Genomic DNA, 19,867 nt, shown 5'->3' with positions numbered 1-19,867 from the left:
GACCGTCTTCGCCGGTAGGAGAAGTCCGATGCACCCCGCCACCACCGCCGCGGCGCCACACCGCCGCCCCATTGACCCGATCTCCCCTCGATTCACGGCATAATCGCAGCATGCGCCTTTCTGCCCGGGTCGACTACGCGTTGCGCGCCGCGGCCGAACTCGCAGCCGCCAGTGGCGGCCCGGTTACGGCCGAACAGCTCGCGCGCGCCCAGGCGATACCCGGAAAATTCCTGGAGAACATCCTGACCCAGCTCCGCCGCGCCGGCCTGGTCCGCAGCCAGCGGGGGCCCGTCGGCGGATACTGGCTGGCCCGCCCCGCCTCGGAGATATCCCTGGCCGACATCATCCGCGCGGTCGACGGCCCTCTCGCCAACGTGCGCGGGGAACGCCCGGAGCACGTCGACTACGACGGCGCCGCCCGCAGCCTCCAGCAGGTGTGGATCGCGCTGCGCGCCAGCGAGCGCTCCATCCTGGAGAGCGTGAGCCTGGAACACGTGTCCACGAGCAAGCTCCCCGACACCGTGCGCATCCTGGCCGAGGACCCCGACGCCTGGGCCAGCTGACACAACGGCCCGGCCGACCGGGACGACGACGCCGGAGGCGGTCCGCTGGGACCGCCTCCGGCGCTGTGGTGCTCAAACCCTGCTCAGCGCATGGCCTCGAACATCCAGTGCTGCTGCTCCAGGTCCTCGGCCGCCGCGATCAGCCGGTCCTGGGTCACGGGGTCGGGGTCGGCGGTGGCGTCGATGCGCTTGCGGAAACGCTTGACCACCGTGTTCAGGGCGTCGGTGATCAGCGCGATGGCCTTGTCGTCCTGGACGTAGCCCGCGTCGGGCTGGGAGATCCTGGTATCGGCGGCGACCGTGGCCGAGCGCCCGTCGGGGTTCACCCCGATGGCCACCGCACGTTCGGCGAGGGTGTCGGTGTGGTCGCGGGCCACCTCGACCACCTCGTCGAGTTGGAGGTGGACCGAGCGGAAGGTGCGGCCCACCACGTTCCAATGCGCCTGTTTGGCGACCAGGCTCAGGTCGATCAGGTCGACCACCGCTCCCTGGAGGGCATCGCCCGTGGTCTTGCGGGCGGCGTCGCTCAGCGGTCCGTGAATCTTCGCCATTGTGCTTCATCCCCCGAATCGACGGTTCGTGCCTGTGTTAGCGGCTCAGCCGTCGGGCCGCCTCAGGCGCCGTCCTCCCGCGTCGCCGGGCGCTCCCTTGTCTCCCGGTCGCACCCGCCTCCTCGGTCCGGCGGCTCCGCGGCCCTCCGGCACGCATCTTGCCTCAGGGTGCCGACTGCCCGAGGGAGCGCCCGGGGAAACGTCGCCCGAACGGCGCACCGGGGCCCGCACGGAAAAAGCGACGCCGGCCGCGGGGAGGCGGCCGGCGTCGTCACCGTGTGCACGCCGTGCCGGGCACGGCATCGGGGTCGGATGTGCGGGGAGGGTGTCGTGGTGGTGCGGTGGCTCAGACACCCACCATGTCGACGACATCGGGAACGCGGTCGGGAACCGCGTCGATGCCGAGGCGGTCGGGGACGGACTCGGTCTGCACCGAGCCGCTGAGAAGTGCGGCTTCCTGGAGTTCGGCGAGCGCCAACTGGTCGGCGACCTCGCGCAGAACCTGGGACAGCGGGACGCCCAGGGCGCCGCAGATCGAGGAGAGCAGTTCCGAGGACGCTTCCTTCTGTCCCCGTTCGACCTCCGACAGATATCCCAGGGAGACCCGGGCATCGGCCGACACCTCGCGGAGGGTGCGGCCCTGTCGCTGCCGTAGCCGCCGTAGTACGTCACCAAGTAGGTGACGAAGCAGGACCATCATTCGCGCTCCCTCCCACCGGTAGCGACCATCATAAAAAACACCGTACCTGCCCGACGCCAGATCGTCGCACCTCATGGCTTTCTGTTCGCTGGAGGGATAACACGATCTTGGTGACGGTTTGTTCCCAGTACGGGGCGCTTCGAACGGTCCGGAGGGCCTTATTTGTGCGTGGTGCGCGCCACTTCCGCAATGAGGAGATGAAGTGCCTGTTCAACCGTTTGCTCCCGGATGGCCGCCCGGTCGCCGGTGAGGCGGAGCCGTTCGACCCTGGCGCCGCCGCCCGGCCCGGCGACGGCGCAGAACACCGTCCCGACCTCCCGGCCGTCCTGCGGTTCGGGGCCGGCGACCCCGGTCACGGCGAGTCCGAAGGCGGCGCCGAGCGCGTCGCGCGCCCCCTCCGCCATGGCCAGGGCGACGTCGGGGTGCACGGCCCCGTGGCGGGCCAGCAGCTCACCGGGGACCCCCAGCAGGGCCGACTTGAGATCGCTGGCGTAGGCGACGATCCCGCCGCGGTAGGTGGCCGACGCCCCCGGAACCGCGGTGAGGGCGGCGCCGATCAGCCCGCCGGTCAGGGACTCGGCGGTCGCGGCGGTGGCACCGGCCGCCGACAGCGCGCGGTGGGCCCGGGACGCGGCCGTGCTCACGCGCCGGACGCGCCCGGGGCGCCGGCCCGCGCCGAGCGGCGCAGCCGCAGCGCCTGGACGACGTAGTCGCCGCCGGTCCACAGGGTGACGGCGAGCGCGACCGCCATGAGCACGTGCGCGACGATGTGCAGCGGCTCGGGCAGCGGGAACAGGTAGACGCTGATCGCCACGACCTGGAGCACGGTCTTGAGCTTGCCGCCCCTGCTGGCCGGGATGACCCCGTACTTGATCACCGCGAAGCGCACCCCGGTGATGCCCCATTCGCGCACGAGGATGGCGATGGTGACCCACCACCACAGCTCGCCGAGGAGGGACAGCACGACCAGGGCCGCCCCGGTCAGCGCCTTGTCGGCGATGGGGTCGGCGATCTTGCCGAAGTCGGTCACGAGGTTGCGGCGGCGCGCGAGCTCGCCGTCGACCCGGTCGGTGATGGCCGCGATCACGAAGACCGCGAAGGCCGCGAACCGCCAGGCCGGGTGCTCCAGGAACATGAACACCACGAACAGCGGCACCATGACCAGCCGGCTCATGGTGAGGATGTTGGCGATGTTCCACACCGGGACGGGCCCGGGGGCGGGGGCCGGCGCCGGGGCGGGGCCGCTCATCGCGGACCCGGCAGGCCGGAGGCGGTCTCGGCGACAAGGTCGGCGCCCAGCGCCTCGGTCACCGTGGCGGTGACGAGGTCGCCTACGCGCAGGCCGTCGCCGTGCACGACCGTGCTGCCGTCGACTTCGGGCGCCTGGTGGGCGGCGCGGCCTTCGAAGGCGCCGTCGCCGAGTTCGGCTTCGATGAGGACCTCGACGGTGGAGCCGATGCGCTCCTCCGAGCGTTGGGCCATGAGTTCCTCCGCTAGCCGGTTGAGCCGGTCGGCCCGCTCGGCGATGATCTCGTCCGGCAGCTTGGCGTCGTGGCCGGCGGCCTCGGTCCCGTCCTCGTCGGAGTAGCCGAACACGCCGATGGCGTCGAGCCGCGCCTCCTCCAGGAAGGAGACGAGCTCGCCGAACTCCTCCTCGGTCTCGCCCGGGAAGCCGACGATGAAGTTGGAGCGCGCCCCGGCGTCGGGGGCGTTCTTGCGGGCGGCCTCCAGCAGCTCCAGGAAGCGCGTCCGGTCGCCGAAGCGCCGCATGCGCCTCAGGAGCGGCCCGCTGGCGTGCTGGAAGGAGAGGTCGAAGTAGGGGACGACCCCCGGTGTCCCGGTGAGGACGTCGATGAGGCCGGGGCGGACCTCGGCCGGCTGGAGGTAGCTGACCCGCACGCGTTCGATGCCCTCGACCGCGGCCAGGCGCGGCAGCAGGGATTCCAGCGCCCGGAGGTCGCCGAGGTCCTTGCCGTAGGAGGTGGAGTTCTCGCTCACCAGGAACAGTTCGCGGACGCCGTCGCCGGCCAGCCACTCGGCCTCGCGCACGACGTCGTCGGGGTGCCGGGAGATGTAGGCGCCGCGGAAGGCCGGGATGGCGCAGAAGGTACAGCGGCGGTCGCAGCCGGAGGCGATCTTGAGGTTGGCCACCGGGCCGCCGGCCAGCCGGCGCCGGGGAACGCGCGGGCCCGAGGCCGGGGCGACGCCGTCGGGGAGCGGGGCGGCCTCGGCGTGCCCCGGCACGTGGGCGCTCCGGCCCGCCTGGCGCTCGGTCGGCGAGATCGGCAGCAGGGTGCGGCGGTCGCGGGGGTCGTGCGGCACGAGGGACTTGCCGGCCATGACGTCGTCGAGGCGCTCGGAGATGTGGGCGTAGTCGTCGAACCCGATGACCTGGGCCTCGGGCAGGGCGGCGGCCAGCTCGGAGCCGTAGCGCTCGGCCATGCAGCCGGCCGCGACCACCTTGGTGCCGTCGTCGGCGGAGTTCAGCAGCGCCTCGATGGAGTCCTGTTTGGCCGCCTCGATGAAGCCGCAGGTGTTGACCACGACGACATCGGCCTGCTCACCGCTGTCGGTGTCGACGAGGTCCCAGCCGCCGGCGGCCAGGCGCCCGGCGAGTTCTTCGGAGTCGACCTCGTTCCGCGCGCAGCCGAGGGTGAGGAGCGAGACAGTACGGCGCGATGACATGGCTTCCAAGATTACGGGAGTACGGGGGCGTGGCACACCGCCACACCTATCCAGGGTAGATCCTTCGCCCATGGACTTCGGCCCGATGCCCCCGCGCGGCCGGTGCGGCCCGTGCGACCGGCGCGTCCGCGGCACGCGCCGCGGCCTCCGGGCCGCGGACGCGCCGAGACGGCCGTACCGCGCCGGAGGCCGCCGCGGTGCCCGTGGCCCGCGTGGCCCGGGGTCACCGGGCCGGGCGCGCGCCCTCGCCGTGGCCGGAGGCCGGCTCGGCGGCCTCCTCGGGTCCGGGGTCGACGGGGCCGCTCTGCTCGGCCTGCCGCGGCTGCGCGCCGCCGACCGTCGCGGCGCTCAGGGCGCCGTCGGCCGACCACATCTGGAAGACCGTCGCGATCCCGACCGCCATGATGGCCCCGGCGGTGAGCAGCGGCCAGGGCCGGCGGGCGGCCTCGGCCAGGGTTCCGGCGAGCGCCGTCGCCTGCCCGCCCGCGACGTCGGGGCGCGGCTCGGGGACGGGGGCGGTGCGGGGGCGCGGCACGCGCACGGGTTCGACCGGTGCCCGCACCTCCTCCGCGACCTCCTGCGCGTGGGCGGTCTCGGCCTCCGGCTCGGCATCGGCGGGGTCCTCCCCGCGGCGCGGCCACGGCCACGGCCACCGCAGCCGCTCCCACAGGGTGACGGCGACGTAGCGCCGCGGGGCGCCGGGACGGGTGACCGGGTCGGTGAGCAGCGGCTCGGGACGGGCCTCGATGTACTCCCGGTCGAACAGCTTGAGCAGCGGCACCGGGTCGGTGCCGAGGTCGCGGCAGATGGCGCGGATATGGCCGCGGACGTAGAAGGCGCCCCCGCACTCGTCGAACCGGTCCTCCTCCATGGCCGCGAGGATGGCCTCGCGGATACGGGTCCGCTCGCTCAGTTGGACGAGCGTGTGGCCGGCCTCTTCGCGGACAGCGGCCAGCCTGGCGCCGATCGTCATCATGCCGCTCCCTTCGGAAGCTGTGGAGTGCGTGTGCGGGCGCGCCCCGATCCGCACGCGGTACAGGTCGGGACCGGGTTCCGGGGCCCCGGGCACCCCGCGCGGATCCGGTGGGTCCACCCCTACCTACTGTGCGGGCCGGGCCCCGCCCAGGTCGCTCGACCACGGCCAATGAACCGGTTAAAAATCGGTCAACCCCGACGTACCTCTGGAACCCCCCGATCCACCCAGGAATGGGATGAGGGGCGCACCGCGCGCGTTTTGCGCTATTTCCCGGCCTGAAAAGGCGCGGGGACCGGCGGACACCGCCCGCTGCCCCCGCGCCCGTCTCCGCGGCTCTCAGCCGCGTCCAGCGGCTCTCAGCCGCCCCCGCGCAACTCCGCGAGCACGCCCGGCAGGTCGTCGGGCGTCACGAGCACGTCGCGCGCCTTCGAGCCCTCACTGGGTCCCACGACATCGCGGCTCTCCATGAGGTCCATGAGCCGGCCGGCCTTGGCGAACCCGACGCGCAGCTTGCGCTGGAGCATCGACGTGGACCCGAACTGGGTGGTGACGACCAGCTCGATCGCCTGCATCAGCAGATCGAGGTCGTCGCCCACCTCCTCGTCGATCTCCTTCTTCTTCGCCTCGGCGGTGCCGACGTCGTCGCGGTAGCTGGGCTCGGCCTGCTTCTTGCAGTGCTCGACGATCGCCCGGATCTCCTTCTCAGTGACCCACGCGTTCTGCAACCGGATCGGCTTGCCCGCGCCCATCGGCAGGAAGAGGGCGTCGCCCTTGCCGACCAGCTTCTCGGCGCCGGGCTGGTCCAGGATGACCCTGCTGTCGGAAAGGCTGGAGGTGGCGAACGCCAGCCGCGAGGGCACGTTCGCCTTGATGAGCCCGGTGACGACGTCCACGCTCGGGCGCTGGGTGGCCAGGACCAGGTGGATGCCGGCGGCCCGCGCGAGCTGTGTGATGCGCACGATGGCGTCCTCGACGTCGCGCGGTGCGACCATCATCAGGTCGGCCAGCTCGTCGACGATCACCAGCAGGTAGGGGTAGGGCTCGTACTCGCGCTCGCTTCCGGGAGGGGCCGTGAGCTCTCCGGCGCGCACCGCCGCGTTGAAGTCGTCGACGTGCCGGTAGCCCGATGCCGCGAGGTCGTCATAGCGGCGGTCCATCTCCCCCACCACCCACTGGAGGGCGTCGGCCGCCTTCTTCGGGCTGGTGATGATCGGCGTGATCAGGTGCGGGATGCCCTCGTACATGGTCAGCTCGACCCGCTTGGGGTCGATCAGGATCAGCCGGACCTCGTCGGGGGTGGCCCGCATCATGATCGACGTGATGAACCCGTTGATACAGGTCGACTTGCCCGCGCCGGTGGCGCCGGCGACCAGGACATGGGGCATCTTGGCCAGGTTGGCCACGACGTTGCTGCCCTCGATGTCCTTGCCCAGGCCCACCAGCATCGGGTGGTCGTCGGAGGTCGCCGGGGTCGACCGCATGACGTCGCCGAGGCTGACGATGTCCTTGTCGGTGTTGGGGATCTCCACCCCGATGGCGGACTTGCCGGGGATCGGCGACTGGATGCGCACGTCGGCGCTCTTCACCGACAGCGCGATGTTCTTGCTGAGCGCGGTGACCTTCTCGACCTTGACCGCGGGCCCGAGCTCGATCTCGTAGCGGGTGACCGTGGGGCCCCGGGTGAACCCGGTGACGTCGGCGTCGATGTTGAACTGGTCGAGCACCCCGGTGAGGGCGGCGACCACCGTGTCGTTGGCCTTGGTGCCCGGTTTCGGCGGGCTCCCCGGCTTCAGCATGGGCGGCGGCGGGAGTTCGTAGTCGCCGTCCACCATCCGCGAGGGGATCGACAGCTGCTCGACCGTCTGCGGCGGGGCGGTCGGCTCGGGAACCGGTTTCGGGGCCGGTGCGGGCTTGGCCTCAGCGGGCACCACGACCGGGGTGTCATAAGGGCGCTCGTTGGCGCCGGCCACCGTGTCGGCTTCGGCGGGCTCGTCGGGGGCCGGGCGCGGCGCGCGCTTGCGCCTCGGCTTCTTGGGCTTGGCGGCGTCGTCCTCGGGGCCGAGGATGCCCATCCCGGCGCTGGGCCCGCCGTCGCGGTCCATCATCGGCCCGGCCAGCCGGCGCAGCCGCTCGGGGATGCGGTGGATCGGCGTGGCCGTGACGACCAGCAGGCCGAAGACGAGGAGCATGCACAGCAGCACGCCGGTGACCCACGGCGTGATGAGCATGCTGAGGGGCCCGGAGGCGGCGAAGCCGATCAGGCCGCCGGCGCGCTGGATGGGCTCCTGGCCGTCGGAGGGCCACGGGATCCCGTGCCCGATGTGGATGAGCCCGAGCAGGCCGATCAGCATCGCCGAGGATCCGATGAAGAGCCGGCCCACGTCGGTCTCGCCGGTGCCGGGCGTGCGCATCAGCCGCCAGGAGAACGGCAGGACCAGCAGCGGCAGGACCGGCGAGAACGTGCCGAACGCGCCGACGACCACCGTGCGGGTCGCGTCGGGCAGGGGGCCTTCGGTCTCCCACCACACGGCCGCGGCGATGAGCAGCCCCAGCGCCAGCAGCACCAGGCCCAGGCCGTCGCGGCGCAGATCGGGGTCGAGGTCGCGGGCGCTGCGCCCGGCGGCGCGGACGATTCCGCCCACGGTGTGCGCGAGCAGCCGCCACAGCAGCAGGAGCCCGCGGCCGAGCCACACCAGGAGCAGCGCGATGGGGCCCTCGGGGGCGGCGGGCTTCTTGGTCGGGGGTTTGCGCGCGGCGGAGGCACCCGTGGGACGGCGGGCCGGCGCCTTCTTCGCGGCGCCCTTCCCGGAACCGCCCCGAGACGCTCCGCCACCGGTCTGCCTGGGGGTTTTGGGCGCACGGGTGGCCATGATGGGCACCCTACTAGCACCGCCGCGCCCACCCGGGTATTGGCCGCGGCGTGTCACGCGACGCCGCGGCCGGGCCGCCCCACAGGCTGAGCGGGAAACCGCCGCCTTGAAGGCTTCCCTCAGGCTGAGCGGGAAACTAGATCTCGACGATCACCGGGACGATCATCGGGCGGCGGCGGTAGGTCTCGTTGACCCAGCGGCCGATTCCGCGGCGCACGAGCTGGCGCAGCTGGGCCGGGTCGTTGATGCCGTCGGCGGCGGCCCGCTCCAGCGAATCCTGGATCTTGGGGATGACGGCGTCGTAGGCGTCGACGTCGATTCCGGCGCCCCGGGTGTGGATCTCGGGCTCGCCGACGATCTTGCCGGAGGTGGAGTCGACCGCGATGATGACGGAGATGAACCCCTCTTCACCGAGGATGCGCCGGTCCTTGAGCGCCGATTCCGTGACATCGCCCACCGATGCGCCGTCGACGTAGACGTAGCCGGCGTCCACGGCCCCGGTGATGCGCGCCCGCCCCTTGTGGAGGTCGATCACCACGCCGTCCTCGGCGATGCAGATGCGGTCCTCGTCGAGCCCGGCGAGCTTGGCCAGCCCGGCGTGGGCGCGCATGTGCCGCCACTCGCCGTGCACGGGCATGAAGTTGCGCGGCCGGACCATGTTGTGCACGTACAGCAGCTCGCCGGCCGAGGCGTGGCCGGAGACGTGCACCAGGGCGTTGCCCTTGTGCACGACCTTGGCGCCCCAGCGGGTGAGCCCGTTGATCACCCGGTTGACGGAGTTCTCGTTGCCCGGGATGAGCGAGGACGCGAGGAGCACGGTGTCGCCGGCCTCGATGCGGATCTGGTGGTCGCGGTTGGCCATGCGGGTGAGCGCCGACATGGGCTCGCCCTGCGATCCGGTGGAGACCAGGACGGCCTCCTCGGGCCGCAGGTCGTCGAGTTGCTTGACGTCGACCAGGAGGTCGCCGGGGACGGACAGGTAGCCCAGGTCGCGCGCGATGTTCATATTGCGCACCATGGAGCGCCCGACGAAGGCGACCTTGCGGCCGTGCGCCTTGGCGGAGTCGAGGACCTGCTGCACGCGGTGGATGTGCGAGGCGAAGCAGGCGACGATGATCCGCTGGTCGGCCTGGTCGAAGACCTTGTCGATGACCGGGGCGATGTCGCGCTCGCTGGTGACGAAGCCCGGCACCTCGGCGTTGGTGGAGTCGGCCAGCAGCAGGTCGACGCCCTCGTCGCCGAGCCGGGCGAACCCGGCGAGGTCGGTGAGGCGGCCGTCCAGCGGGAGCTGGTCCATCTTGAAGTCGCCCGTGTGCAGCAGCGTGCCGGCCGGGGTGCGGATGGCGATGGCCAGGGCGTCGGGGATGGAGTGGTTGACCGAGAGGAACTCCAGGTCGAAGTCGCCGAAGGAGCGGCGGTCGCCCTCTTCGACCTGCACGGTGACCGGCTTGATGCGGTGCTCGCCCAGCTTGGCCGTCAGCAGCGCGAGGGTGAGCCGGGATCCCACGAGGGGGATGTCGGCACGCTCGCGCAGCAGGAACGGCACGGCGCCGATGTGGTCCTCGTGGCCGTGGGTGAGGACCAGGGCCTCGACGTCGTCGAGCCGGTCCCGGATGTAGTCGAAGTCGGGCAGGATCAGATCGATTCCGGGCTGCTCCTCCTCAGGGAACAGCACCCCGCAGTCGACGATGAGCAGCCGCCCGCCGTACTCGAAAACCGTCATGTTGCGGCCGATCTCGCCGAGGCCGCCGAGGGCGACGACCCTCAGCGTGTCCTTGCCGAGCGGCGGCGGCGCCCCGAGTTCGGGGTGCGGGTGACTCATGCGGATCCTTCCGTCAGCCGTTCGACTCCCACCACGCTGGCCGGGACCGCCTGGTGCGGCGCCAGGCCGATGGGGCCCTTGACACCAGCGGCGGCGAGATCCTCGCGCAGCAGTGCTTGGAGTTCGGGTGAAGCGTCGGCGAGGGGGGTCCGCACCGGACCGCCGGGCAGGCCGAACATGTTGAGCACGGCCTTGCTCGTGATGACGCCCTGGGTGCGGAAGATGCCGGTGTAGACGGGGGTCAGGCGCCGGTGGATGGCCAGGGCGCGGCTGACGTCGCCGGCCTGGTAGGCGTCGATCATGTCGTGGAGGTCGGCGCCGACGATGTGGCCGACGACGCTGACGAACCCGGCCGCGCCGATGGACAGCAGCGGCAGGTTGAGCATGTCGGAGCCGCAGTAGTAGGCCAGGCCGGTGCGCTCCATGACCCAGGAGCTGGCGCCGATGTCGTCCTTGGCGTCCTTGTTCGCGACGATGCGGGGGTGCTCGGCGAGCCGGACCAGGGTCTCCGAGGCGATGGGGGTGCCGGTGCGGCCGGGGATGTCGTAGAGCATCATCGGCAGGCCGGTGGTGTCGGCGATGGCCGTGAAGTGCCGCAGCAGCCCCTCCTGGGGCGGCTTGTTGTAGTACGGGGTGACCGTCAGCAGGCCGTGCGCGCCGGCCTTCTCGGCCGAGCTGGCGAGGTGCATGCTGTGCCGGGTGTCGTTGGTGCCGACCCCCGCGATGACGGTGGCGCGGTCGCCGACGGACTCCAGGACGGCGCGCAGCAGCCGGTCCTTCTCGTCGTCGCTCGTGGTGGGGGACTCGCCGGTGGTACCGCTGACGACGAGGCCGTCGTTCCGCTGTTCGTCGACCAGATAGGCGGCGAGGCGGGCCGCTCCGTCGTAGTCGACGTCCCCGTTGTCCCGCATGGGTGTGACCATCGCGGTCAACATCTGGCCGAAGGGCGCGCTCGGCGTAGTGCTGCCTGACATAGGGAAAACGTACCGCGCCGGGACCCCACCTGCGGCCAAGCGACCCCGATGAAGCGGATTTTCCGGACGTAACTTCCCGTTCCACCCTCCTCGGCGTGTCCCGGAACCGCCGGAGAGAGGCGCGCGCGGGAGGGGTGCCCCCGCCCGCGCGCCGGTCGGACCCCATGGTGATGCAGATCACGGCGAACGGTCACGGTGGGGTGCCGCCCGCGGTCCGGCGCCGCGGGGGTCAGTCGTCGTTGTCGGGGAGGAAGAGGCTCAGCACCCAGCTGATGACGGCGATCACGATGGCGCCCCAGAACGCCGGCCAGAAGCCGTGGATGAAGAAGGGCAGGCCGAGCACGCCCGCCAGCCATGCCGTGAGCATGAGCAGAAGAGCGTTGACGACCAGCGCGATCAGACCGAGTGTGAGGGCGTAGAAGGCACAGCCGACGGTTTTGACCACCGGCTTGATCACGGCGTTGACGATGCCGAAGATCACGCCGAGGGCGAGGTAGACGACGATCGCCTGGGAGGTCGAGGTGGTCGTGACGTCCAGGCCGTCGATCAGGTACACCGCCGCCGCGAGCGCGACCGCGTTCACGATGATTCTGATGATGATGCTCACGCGTCGATGCTCCCACGGACCGCCGTGCGGGCGAACCCGCCGGGCCCGTGTTCGGGGGTTCGGTCAGGGATGCCCCCGACGTGCCGGTCAGGGTGGGCCGCGTCGAGCCGATAGGGTCCGGACCCGTGTCGACACAGCGCTTTGTCAGGTCAGCCCGCCACGAGGACATCGATGCCGTCGTGGACATCCAGGTCGCGGCGTGGGAATCGATGTACGGCGGGCTGCTGCCCGATGCCGTGCGCGCCGAACTCGCCGGCGCGGAGGCCCGGTCCCGGTTCGCCGCCCAGTGGGGAGCGGCCGTGGCGGCGCCGCCCTCACCGAAGCACCGGCTCCTGGTGGCCACCGACGCGGACCGGGTCGCGGGGTTCGCCGCGATCGCCCCGGCCCAGGACCCTGACAGCGGGCCGGGCGACGCTGAGGTCATCGCCCTGCACGTCGACCCCGCCCAGGTACGGCGCGGGCACGGCAGCCGGCTGCTCAACGCGTCGGTCGACCACCTCGTCGACGACGGCTTCTCGGCCGCGCACCTGTGGGTGCTGGAGGCGGCCAACCCGCTGCGGGCCTTCGCCGAGTCGGCGGGCTGGCGCGCGGACGGCGCGCGGCGCGAGCTCGACCTCGGCTCCCCGCTGCCGATGGCCCGGCTGCACGCGGCCATCGGTGGAACCGCCTGAAACCCGCGGCGCTACCGTTGGGGCACGGGGCACGCCGCCCCTCAGCCGACCGGACAAGGACCGACGCGTGGCCACGCTCAGCCAGTGGGTCGCGGGGGCACGCCCGCGCACTCTGCCCAATTCCATCGTCCCCGTCGCCGTGGGCACCGGGGTGGCCGTCGGCGCCGGCGGCGCGGTGTGGTGGAAGGCGCTGCTGGCGATGGGCGTCGCCATGGCGCTCCAGGTGGGCGTCAACTATGCCAACGACTACAGCGACGGCGTCCGGGGCACCGACACCGAGGAGCGCACCGGCCCGCTGCGGCTGACCGCGACCCGCACCGCCCCGGCGCGCCAGGTCCTGGCGGCGGCCTGGACCTGCTTCGCGGCGGCCGCGGTACTCGGGCTGGGGCTGGTGGCGACCACGTCGTGGTGGCTGCTGCTCATCGGGGCCGCCTCGATCGTGGCCGCGTGGTTCTACACCGGGGGCCGGACCCCCTACGGCTACCGGGCGCTGGGCGAGGTGTCGGTGTTCGTGTTCTTCGGCGTCGTGGCCGTGGCCGGGACGGTGTTCGTCCAGCTCGGATCGGTGCCGTGGCAGGGCTGGACGGCGGCCGTTCCGATCGGTCTGCTGTCGTGCTCGGTGCTGGTGATCAACAACCTGCGCGACATCCCCACCGACTCCGAGACCGGCAAGATCACCCTGGCGGTGCGGCTGGGCGAGGCCGGGACCAGGCGGCTGTACGCGGGGTGCGTCGCGGCGGCCTTCGTGCTCGCGCTCGCTACGGCGGCCGCGTCGTGGTGGGTCGTGCTGGTGCTCCTCGCCGCGCCCCTGGCGGTGCGCCCGGTGCGGCGGGTGCTGGGCGGGCAGTCCGGCCGCGACCTCGTCCTGGGGCTGGGCGAGACCGGCAAGGCGCAGATGGCCTTCGGCGCGCTGTTCGCGATCGGCCTCGCGCTGGGCTGAGCGGACGGCGTCCGCTCCCGCCCGCGCCGTCCGGCCCCGTCCGCGCCCCGCAGGCCGCGCCCCGCAGGCCGGGCCGTGCGGTCCCCGTCCGCGGGCCGCGCCGAGGCGCACGCGGGACGCGTGGCAGTACTATCGGCGTGTGACATTGTCGTACTAGGTGACAGTGCGTGCAGGGCTTGGTCCGCTGGGGCGGGCCCGGTCGTCCTAGGGAGTGGTTGCAGCGCATGGCAGGCAGGATTCAGTCGATCGAGCGCGCCGCCGCCATCCTCCGCCTGCTGGCCGGCGGCGCCCGGGGCCTGAGCCTGGCGGAGATCTCCCGGACCCTCGAACTGCCCAAGGGCACCGTCCTGGGGATCCTGCGCACCCTCCAGCACGTGGGCTTCGTCGAGCAGGACCAGCCCGCGGGCCACTACCGGCTCGGCGGCGGCGTGCTGCGGCTGGGCACGCGCTACCTCGACGGCAATGAGCTGCGCACCCGGGCCCTGAACTGGGCCGACTCCCTGGCCGGGCGCAGCGGCGAGAGCGTCCGGATCGGGACCCTGCACGAACGGCATGTGCTGGTGGTGCACCACGTCTTCCGGCCCGACGACAGCCGCCAGACCCTGGAGGTCGGCTCGCTGCTGCCGCTGCACGCGACGGCACTGGGCAAGGCGCTGCTGGCCTTCGACCCGCTGGCCCTGCCCGATGAGCCCGAACCGGACGCGCCGGGGCTCCCGGCCTACACCGCGCGCACGCTGACCTCGCGGCCGGCCCTGCTGGCCGAGCTCGACACGGTGCGCGCCAACGGCTGGGCCCCGGAACTGGAGGAACTGGTGGAGGGCGAGGTCGGGATCGCGGCGCCCATCCGCGACCGCAGCGGCACCACCGTAGGCGCGATCGGCCTGTCCGGCGCGGTCGAGCGGCTGTGCGACGACCGGGGCCTGCGCATGGACCAGGTCTCCTATGTGCGCGACGCCGCGCGCTCGATCTCCCGCGAGCTGGGCGCCCACCCCTGGTAGACCGCCGCGCGGGCGTATCCCGCGCGCGGCCGGGAGGACGGCGCTCCCGGCGATTCGGGCGCGCGGCGCCGCCCCGCCCCCTCCCCCGCCCGGTCGGCGGCCGCCTTCGGCGCGGCCCGCACCGGCCTTGACACGCGGCGAGAGCTAGCTCACACTGCTCCTAACATTACGTACTACATTGCCGTACACCATGCGAAATACGCATTTGTGAGCCCGTGTCCGGGACCCGGCCGCACGCCATCCCCACGTCCCTTCCGCCGGAGGCGAGTTATCGGATGACCACGCAGTACATCGCAGCGATCGACCAGGGCACCACGTCCAGCCGCTGCATCGTCTTCGACCACGACGGCCGCATCGTCTCCGTGGGGCAGCGGGAACACCGGCAGATCTTCCCCAAGCCGGGCTGGGTCGAACATGACGCCGCCGAAATCTGGCGCAACGTCGAGCTGGTGGTCGCCGAGGCGCTGGAGAAGGGCTCCCTGACGCCCGACCGGCTCGCCGCCGTCGGCATCACCAACCAGCGCGAGACCACACTGGTGTGGGACCGCGCCACCGGCGAGCCCGTGCACAACGCGATCGTGTGGCAGGACACCCGCACCGACGACCTCATCCACGAGCTGGCCGGCGTGGTCGGCCAGGAGCGGTTCCGCGAGCGCTGCGGCCTCCCCCTCGCGACCTACTTCTCCGGCCCCAAGCTGCGCTGGCTGCTCGACGAGGTCCCGGGCCTGCGCGAGCGCGCGGAGCGCGGCGAGGTGCTGTTCGGCACCATGGACACCTGGCTCATCTGGAAGCTGACGGGCCGCCACGTCACCGACGTCACCAACGCCAGCCGCACCATGCTGATGAACCTGCAGACCCTCGACTGGGACCCGTTCATCCTCGACGCCATGGGCATCCCCGCGGGCATCCTGCCGGAGATCACCTCGTCGGCCGAGGTCTACGGCGAGGCGCAGGGGTTCCTGGCCGGCGTCCCGGTGGCCTCGGCGCTCGGCGACCAGCACGCCGCGCTCTTCGGCCAGACCTGCTTCTCCCCCGGCGACGTCAAGGGCACCTACGGCACCGGGACGTTCCTGGTCCTCAACACCGGCACCGAACCCGTGATGTCGTCCAACGGCCTGCTCACCACGCTCGGCTACAAGATCGGCGACCAGCCCGCGGTCTACGCCCTGGAGGGCTCGATCGCCGTCACCGGATCCCTGGTGCAGTGGATCCGCGACAACCTCGGGCTGATCTCCAGCGCAGCCGAGATCGAGACCCTCGCCCGCACCGTCGAGGACAACGGGGGCTGCTACATCGTGCCCGCGTTCTCGGGGCTCTTCGCGCCGCATTGGCGCAGCGACGCGCGCGGGGTCATCACCGGCCTGACCGGCTATGTCACCAAGGGCCACATCGCCCGGGCCGTCCTGGAGGCCAGCGCCTGGCAGACCCGCGAGGTGGTCGACGCGATGCGCCAGGACTCCGGGGTGGAGCTGGCCAGCCTGCGGGTCGACGGCGGCATGACCGCCGACAACCTGCTCATGCAGATCCTCGCCGACGTGCTCGATGTCGAGGTGGTCCGCCCCATGGTCGCCGAGACCACCTGCCTGGGCGCCGCCTACGCCGCCGGGCTCGCGGTGGGCTACTGGCCGGATATCGACAGCCTGCGGGCCAACTGGCACAAGGCCGCCGAGTGGGAGCCCAAGATGGAGCCCGCGGTGCGCGACCGCGAATACCACAACTGGCGGAAGGCGGTGGAGCGCACGCTCGGCTGGGTCGAGCGCCCCGCCTGACGGGGCGATCCGCGGCCGGGAGGTCACCGCCCGCCGGCGCCCGCGGTTTCCGCGCGGCCGGCGGCGTTCGGCCACAGCGCCGTTCCCCGAGTGCACCGTCCCGGCACCACCACCTTCCCCGCCCCCGGGCCGGAAGCGGTTCGCGGTCCGGCCGGCACCGCGCCCCTCCGACCCGTCCGTCCCCTCCGCTGGGTCGCGGGGTGCTCCACCGCACCCCGGATCCAGCCAACACCAGCGTCGTCGCGGGGCGCTCGAGGCGGGATAGAGCCGGGCATCCGGCCCCGTCCCCCTGCCCCCGGCGCACCGCGCGCCCCTCCCGGGACCCCGCGTCCCGGCCCCCCACCCGTCATGGCGGAGGTCCCCATGGAATACCTGGCCGAATTCGTCGGCACCGCGATCCTCATCCTCCTCGGCGGCGGTGTCGTCGCCGGTGTCACCCTCGCGAAGTCCAAAGCCAACAACGGCGGCTGGATCGTCATCACGCTCGGCTGGGGCATGGCCGTCGCGATGGCCGTCTACGTCACCGGCCAGTACAGCGGCGCGCACCTGAACCCCGCGATCACGCTCGCACTGGCGTCGACCGGCGACTTCGAGCTCGCGCTGGTCCCCGGCTACATCGCCGCCCAGATCGCCGGCGCGTTCGCCGGCGCGGTGCTGGTCTACCTCGCCTACCTGCCGCACTGGAAGGAGACCGACGACGCCGCGACCAAGCTCGGCGTCTTCAGCACCATCCCGGCCGTGCGCAACATCCCGGCGAACTTCCTCACCGAGGTCATCGGCACCTTCCTGCTGGTCTTCGGCGTCCTCGGCATCAACGCCAACATGAACCCGATCGGCGAGGGCAGCACCGACCTGGCGGCGCTGTTCGGCACCGGGTTCGCGCCGCTGCTGATCGGCCTGCTGGTGACGGCCATCGGCCTCTCCCTGGGCGGGCCCACCGGCTACGCCATCAACCCCGCCCGCGACCTGGGCCCCCGCCTGGCCCACCTGGTGCTGCCGATCCCCGGGAAGGGCGGCTCCGACTGGTCCTACGCCTGGGTCCCGGTCGTCGCCCCGATCGTGGGCGGCGTCCTCGCCGCCCAGGTGTTCGGCCTCATCGGGTTCGGCGGATAGCGCTCGGGACGGATCTCCGGAGCGGCGGGCGGCCGGTGCGCGGCGCCCGCCGCTCCGCATCCGGGCCGGCCGGCCCGCACGACGGCCGGCTCACGGGCACCGGGGGGCCGCTGTGTTCCCGTACCGCCCCGGCCCCGAAGGGCTCCGCGGCCCCGAGCCCCTCCCGGTGGCCGGTCCGCCTACCGGCCGCCCCACGCGTGCCAGACCGGGTCGAGCACGGTGTCGGCCCGGTAGGTCCGGTCGGCCACCGACCGCCACAGGGCGCCGGGGCCGGCGAGGTCCATCCGGGCCGGGCCGTCCGGGCCTCCGGGGGTCCACCCGAAGGCGGCGACCTGGCCGATGACGCGCGCCGCGCCGACCACCCCGGGGAGCTCGCGCGTCTCGGCCGAGCCGAGGTCGAGGTCCTCGACATAGAGCTCACGGCCGGACAGCCGCACGCCGGTGAGTGAGCGCAGCGCCCCGCCGCGCTCCCCGCTGCGGCCCAGCACCAGGGTCTCGCGCCACAGAAGCCGGGCGCCGGGCGCCATGTCGACGTCGATGCGGCGCAGCACGTCGGCGCCGCCGCCGACGATGAACGACGGCTCGCTCCAGGTCATCCGGGCGCCTTCGGCCAGGCGGACACGCGCCCGCCACGAGGCGCGCCCGCCCCGGGCGTTGTAGGCCAGCGTGCCATTGGGGTCGACCAGCTCCAGCTCCGCGCCGGGGCCGACGTCGACACGCAGTTCAAGGTCGTCGCCGGCGCACAGGGCGGCCCGCACGGCGGCCAGCGCCACGCGCAGGGCGGTGCCGGGGCGGCGCAGCACGCGGGGGCGCAGGAACGTGCCGGTCTCCAGCCGGTGGGGGTGGGTGCGGCCCCCGGTGCGGCGGACGGCCACGACAGCGGGCGTGGCGGCAGTGAGGTCCGCCCGGGGGGAGGCGGCGGGTTCCGCGATCGGCGGGAGACCGCCGGCCGCCGGCGCGGCGGGCGGCCGGTTTCCGCCAGGCGTTCCGCCGGCCCCGCCCGCACCGCCGGGGACGGGACGCGGGTCCGGGGTGTCCGGCCCGGACGGCCGGCGGCCACCGCGCCCCCGCCCCATGCCGGCGGCGGGTTCCATCAGTGCCCGTGGCCGTGGCCGGCGTCGCCCGGTCCGTGGCCGTGCGGGGCCATGGGGCCGGGGTCCTGCGGCACGTGGGTGCCGGCGCGGTGTCCGTCCAGAACGCCGCGGACCCAGTCGCACAGGCGCGCCACCGAGGCGGCGTCGTCGCGCGCCACCGCCAGCACGGGGCGTCCGTCACGGGCCTTCTCCGCGTCGGCGACCATCTGCCCGACGTCCACGCCGACGTAGGGGGCGAGGTCGGCCTTGTTCACCACGAGGACGTCGGCGCGGCCGATCCCCGGGCCGCCCTTGCGGGCGACGTCGCCGCCTCCCGCGACGTCCAGGCAGAAGATCTGCGCGTCGATGAGCGCGGGGCTGAAGGTGGCGGTGAGGTTGTCGCCGCCGCTCTCGACCAGGACGATGTCGAGCGGGGCGAAGTCCGCCTCCAGGTCCTCGACGGCGTCGAGGTTGGCGGTGATGTCGTCGCGGATGGCGGTGTGCGGGCAGGCGCCGGTCTCGACCGCGCGGATGCGGTCGGCGTCCAGGACCCCCGCCGACCGCAGGAAGCGGGCGTCCTCGTCGGTGTAGATGTCGTTGGTGACGACGGCCATGGCGAAGTCGGCGGAGAGCTCCCGGCACAGCGTGGCGATGAGCGAGCTCTTGCCGGTGCCGACCGGGCCGGCCACGCCCAGGCGCAGGGTCCGGCGCGGCGCGGCGGGGGCGGTGTGGCCGGGGGCGGGGGTGTCAGGCAACGAAGAGCCTCCTTGTGGCGTGGGCGTGCTCGCCCGCCCACTGGTCGATGAGCGGTGCCGAGCGTGCGGGGATGTCCGCCGGAACCCGGACCGCGGCCGCCCGCCGTACGGCCTCCTCGATGTCCGGGGCGGAGTCGAGCACCCAGCGGACGGCGGTGAGCGGGTCGCCGGGGTCGAGTTTCAGGGCGGCGGCGGTGACGGTCTGGGCGTCGTCGTAGAGCACGGCGCGCGCGGTGGCCTGCGGGGCCATCCCGAACACCGCGGCCAGGGCGCCCAGGACCACCGGCCGCATGGTGCGCAGCCCCGGTGTGGCGGCGGCCGCGGTGCCCAGGGCGGTGACGGCCGGGTGTGCGGGGGCGATCCGGCGGGCGAGCCGCGCCAGGCCGCGGCCCAGCCCCGCCGAGGCGTCGCGCAGGGCGGGGCTGGGCGTGCGGGCGGCCAGCGCGGCCTGCACGGGCCCGTAGTCGGGTTCGGGCGATCGGGCGCGGCGCAGCGCCAGCACCGCGGCGGCCGCCTCGGTCGACGCGACGGTCCGCAGCCGCGCGCGGATGTAGGCGGGGACCTGTTCGGCGGTCAGCCCGGCGGCCATGGCGCCTTCGAGGGTCGCGGAGTGGGCGTGCCCGCCGGTCGGCAACCGGGCGTCGGCCAGCAGCAGCGCGCCCAGGGCGCCCGTGCCGGGATCGGCACCGGTGCCACCGCCGGTCCCACCGGGCGCGGCGGCGGTGGCCGCCGCAAGGTGCGCCGTTGTCCCGGGCGGGTGCCGGTGCTCGCTTCCTGTGGTGGTCATCGGGGTACCGGGC

The 19,867-nt window shown here is 73.2% G+C and carries 19 protein-coding genes; 6 read left to right on the top strand and 13 right to left on the bottom strand.

The annotated features are described in order from the left end of the window. Positions 1-110 precede the first annotated feature (110 nt). Positions 111-563, top strand: coding sequence for an RrF2 family transcriptional regulator (locus ACFO4E_RS02905; protein WP_378571270.1), 453 nt, complete (start codon positions 111-113; stop codon positions 561-563). A gap of 83 nt (positions 564-646) precedes the next feature. On the opposite strand, the gene ACFO4E_RS02900 is transcribed toward ACFO4E_RS02905, so the two are convergent. The 10 genes from ACFO4E_RS02900 to ACFO4E_RS02855 all read right to left on the bottom strand — a co-directional run bounded on the left by ACFO4E_RS02900 (position 647) and on the right by ACFO4E_RS02855 (position 11,748). After that, entirely contained in the window at positions 647-1,114 is a 468-nt protein-coding gene (locus ACFO4E_RS02900; protein WP_378571268.1) for a Dps family protein, read from the bottom strand. Between the two features lie 346 nt (positions 1,115-1,460). Then, positions 1,461-1,814 carry a helix-turn-helix domain-containing protein gene (locus tag ACFO4E_RS02895; protein WP_378530532.1) on the bottom strand — a complete coding sequence of 118 codons (354 nt, stop codon included), beginning with the start codon at positions 1,812-1,814 and terminating at the stop codon, positions 1,461-1,463. A gap of 158 nt (positions 1,815-1,972) precedes the next feature. Further along, entirely contained in the window at positions 1,973-2,458 is a 486-nt protein-coding gene (locus ACFO4E_RS02890; RefSeq protein WP_378571266.1) for a CinA family protein, read from the bottom strand. Beyond that, positions 2,455-3,063: a CDP-diacylglycerol--glycerol-3-phosphate 3-phosphatidyltransferase gene (gene pgsA / locus ACFO4E_RS02885; RefSeq protein WP_378571264.1), complete on the bottom strand. Its 609-nt coding sequence runs from the start codon at positions 3,061-3,063 to the stop codon at positions 2,455-2,457. The genes ACFO4E_RS02890 and pgsA overlap by 4 nt, the downstream gene beginning before the upstream one ends. Further along, entirely contained in the window at positions 3,060-4,499 is a 1,440-nt protein-coding gene (gene rimO, locus ACFO4E_RS02880; RefSeq protein ID WP_378571263.1) for a 30S ribosomal protein S12 methylthiotransferase RimO, read from the bottom strand. The genes pgsA and rimO overlap by 4 nt, the downstream gene beginning before the upstream one ends. A 223-nt stretch (positions 4,500-4,722) precedes the next feature. Continuing rightward, positions 4,723-5,475, bottom strand: coding sequence for a helix-turn-helix domain-containing protein (locus ACFO4E_RS02875; RefSeq protein WP_378571261.1), 753 nt, complete (start codon positions 5,473-5,475; stop codon positions 4,723-4,725). 356 nt (positions 5,476-5,831) lie between these two features. Then, a complete protein-coding gene (locus ACFO4E_RS02870; RefSeq protein WP_378571259.1) occupies positions 5,832-8,345 on the bottom strand; it encodes a DNA translocase FtsK in 2,514 nt (837 codons plus the stop codon). Positions 8,346-8,481: 136 nt separating this feature from the next. After that, positions 8,482-10,167, bottom strand: coding sequence for a ribonuclease J (locus tag ACFO4E_RS02865; RefSeq protein WP_378571257.1), 1,686 nt, complete (start codon positions 10,165-10,167; stop codon positions 8,482-8,484). After that, positions 10,164-11,141, bottom strand: coding sequence for a 4-hydroxy-tetrahydrodipicolinate synthase (gene dapA, locus ACFO4E_RS02860; protein WP_378571255.1), 978 nt, complete (start codon positions 11,139-11,141; stop codon positions 10,164-10,166). Before dapA ends, ACFO4E_RS02865 begins: the two co-directional genes overlap by 4 nt. A gap of 229 nt (positions 11,142-11,370) precedes the next feature. Further along, a complete protein-coding gene (locus ACFO4E_RS02855) occupies positions 11,371-11,748 on the bottom strand; it encodes a phage holin family protein (RefSeq protein WP_378571253.1) in 378 nt (125 codons plus the stop codon). Positions 11,749-11,873: 125 nt separating this feature from the next. Here ACFO4E_RS02855 and ACFO4E_RS02850 point away from each other — a divergent pair, with 125 nt between their 5' ends. The 5 genes from ACFO4E_RS02850 (at position 11,874) to ACFO4E_RS02830 (ending at position 17,239) form a co-directional block, all read left to right on the top strand. After that, positions 11,874-12,419, top strand: a complete 546-nt coding sequence (locus tag ACFO4E_RS02850; protein ID WP_378571252.1) for a GNAT family N-acetyltransferase — start codon at positions 11,874-11,876, stop codon at positions 12,417-12,419. Positions 12,420-12,486: 67 nt separating this feature from the next. Continuing rightward, complete coding sequence (locus ACFO4E_RS02845; RefSeq protein ID WP_378571250.1) at positions 12,487-13,359, top strand: 1,4-dihydroxy-2-naphthoate polyprenyltransferase; 873 nt, start codon at positions 12,487-12,489, stop codon at positions 13,357-13,359. A gap of 224 nt (positions 13,360-13,583) precedes the next feature. Continuing rightward, entirely contained in the window at positions 13,584-14,357 is a 774-nt protein-coding gene (locus ACFO4E_RS02840; RefSeq protein ID WP_378571248.1) for an IclR family transcriptional regulator, read from the top strand. A gap of 275 nt (positions 14,358-14,632) precedes the next feature. Beyond that, positions 14,633-16,126 (top strand): glycerol kinase GlpK, encoded by a 1,494-nt coding sequence (gene glpK, locus ACFO4E_RS02835; protein WP_378571246.1) that lies wholly within the window; start codon positions 14,633-14,635, stop codon positions 16,124-16,126. 363 nt (positions 16,127-16,489) lie between these two features. Continuing rightward, positions 16,490-17,239 carry an MIP/aquaporin family protein gene (locus tag ACFO4E_RS02830; protein ID WP_378571244.1) on the top strand — a complete coding sequence of 250 codons (750 nt, stop codon included), beginning with the start codon at positions 16,490-16,492 and terminating at the stop codon, positions 17,237-17,239. A 179-nt stretch (positions 17,240-17,418) separates the two neighbouring features. Here the strand turns inward: ACFO4E_RS02830 and ACFO4E_RS02825 are convergent, their stop codons facing one another. The 3 genes from ACFO4E_RS02825 to ACFO4E_RS02815 form a co-directional block, all read right to left on the bottom strand. Beyond that, entirely contained in the window at positions 17,419-18,114 is a 696-nt protein-coding gene (locus tag ACFO4E_RS02825; protein ID WP_378571242.1) for an urease accessory protein UreD, read from the bottom strand. A 218-nt stretch (positions 18,115-18,332) separates the two neighbouring features. Next, a complete protein-coding gene (ureG, locus tag ACFO4E_RS02820) occupies positions 18,333-19,067 on the bottom strand; it encodes an urease accessory protein UreG (protein ID WP_378571240.1) in 735 nt (244 codons plus the stop codon). Next, positions 19,060-19,854 carry an urease accessory protein UreF gene (locus ACFO4E_RS02815; RefSeq protein WP_378571238.1) on the bottom strand — a complete coding sequence of 265 codons (795 nt, stop codon included), beginning with the start codon at positions 19,852-19,854 and terminating at the stop codon, positions 19,060-19,062. The genes ureG and ACFO4E_RS02815 overlap by 8 nt, the downstream gene beginning before the upstream one ends. Positions 19,855-19,867 lie beyond the last annotated feature (13 nt).

Origin of the sequence: Nocardiopsis mangrovi (assembly GCF_042653925.1) — a bacterium.
Classification (GTDB): Bacteria; Actinomycetota; Actinomycetes; order Streptosporangiales; family Streptosporangiaceae; genus Nocardiopsis_B; species Nocardiopsis_B mangrovi.
Note: the sequence above shows the minus strand (reverse complement) of the source record. Positions and strands in the feature narration are given on the sequence as shown.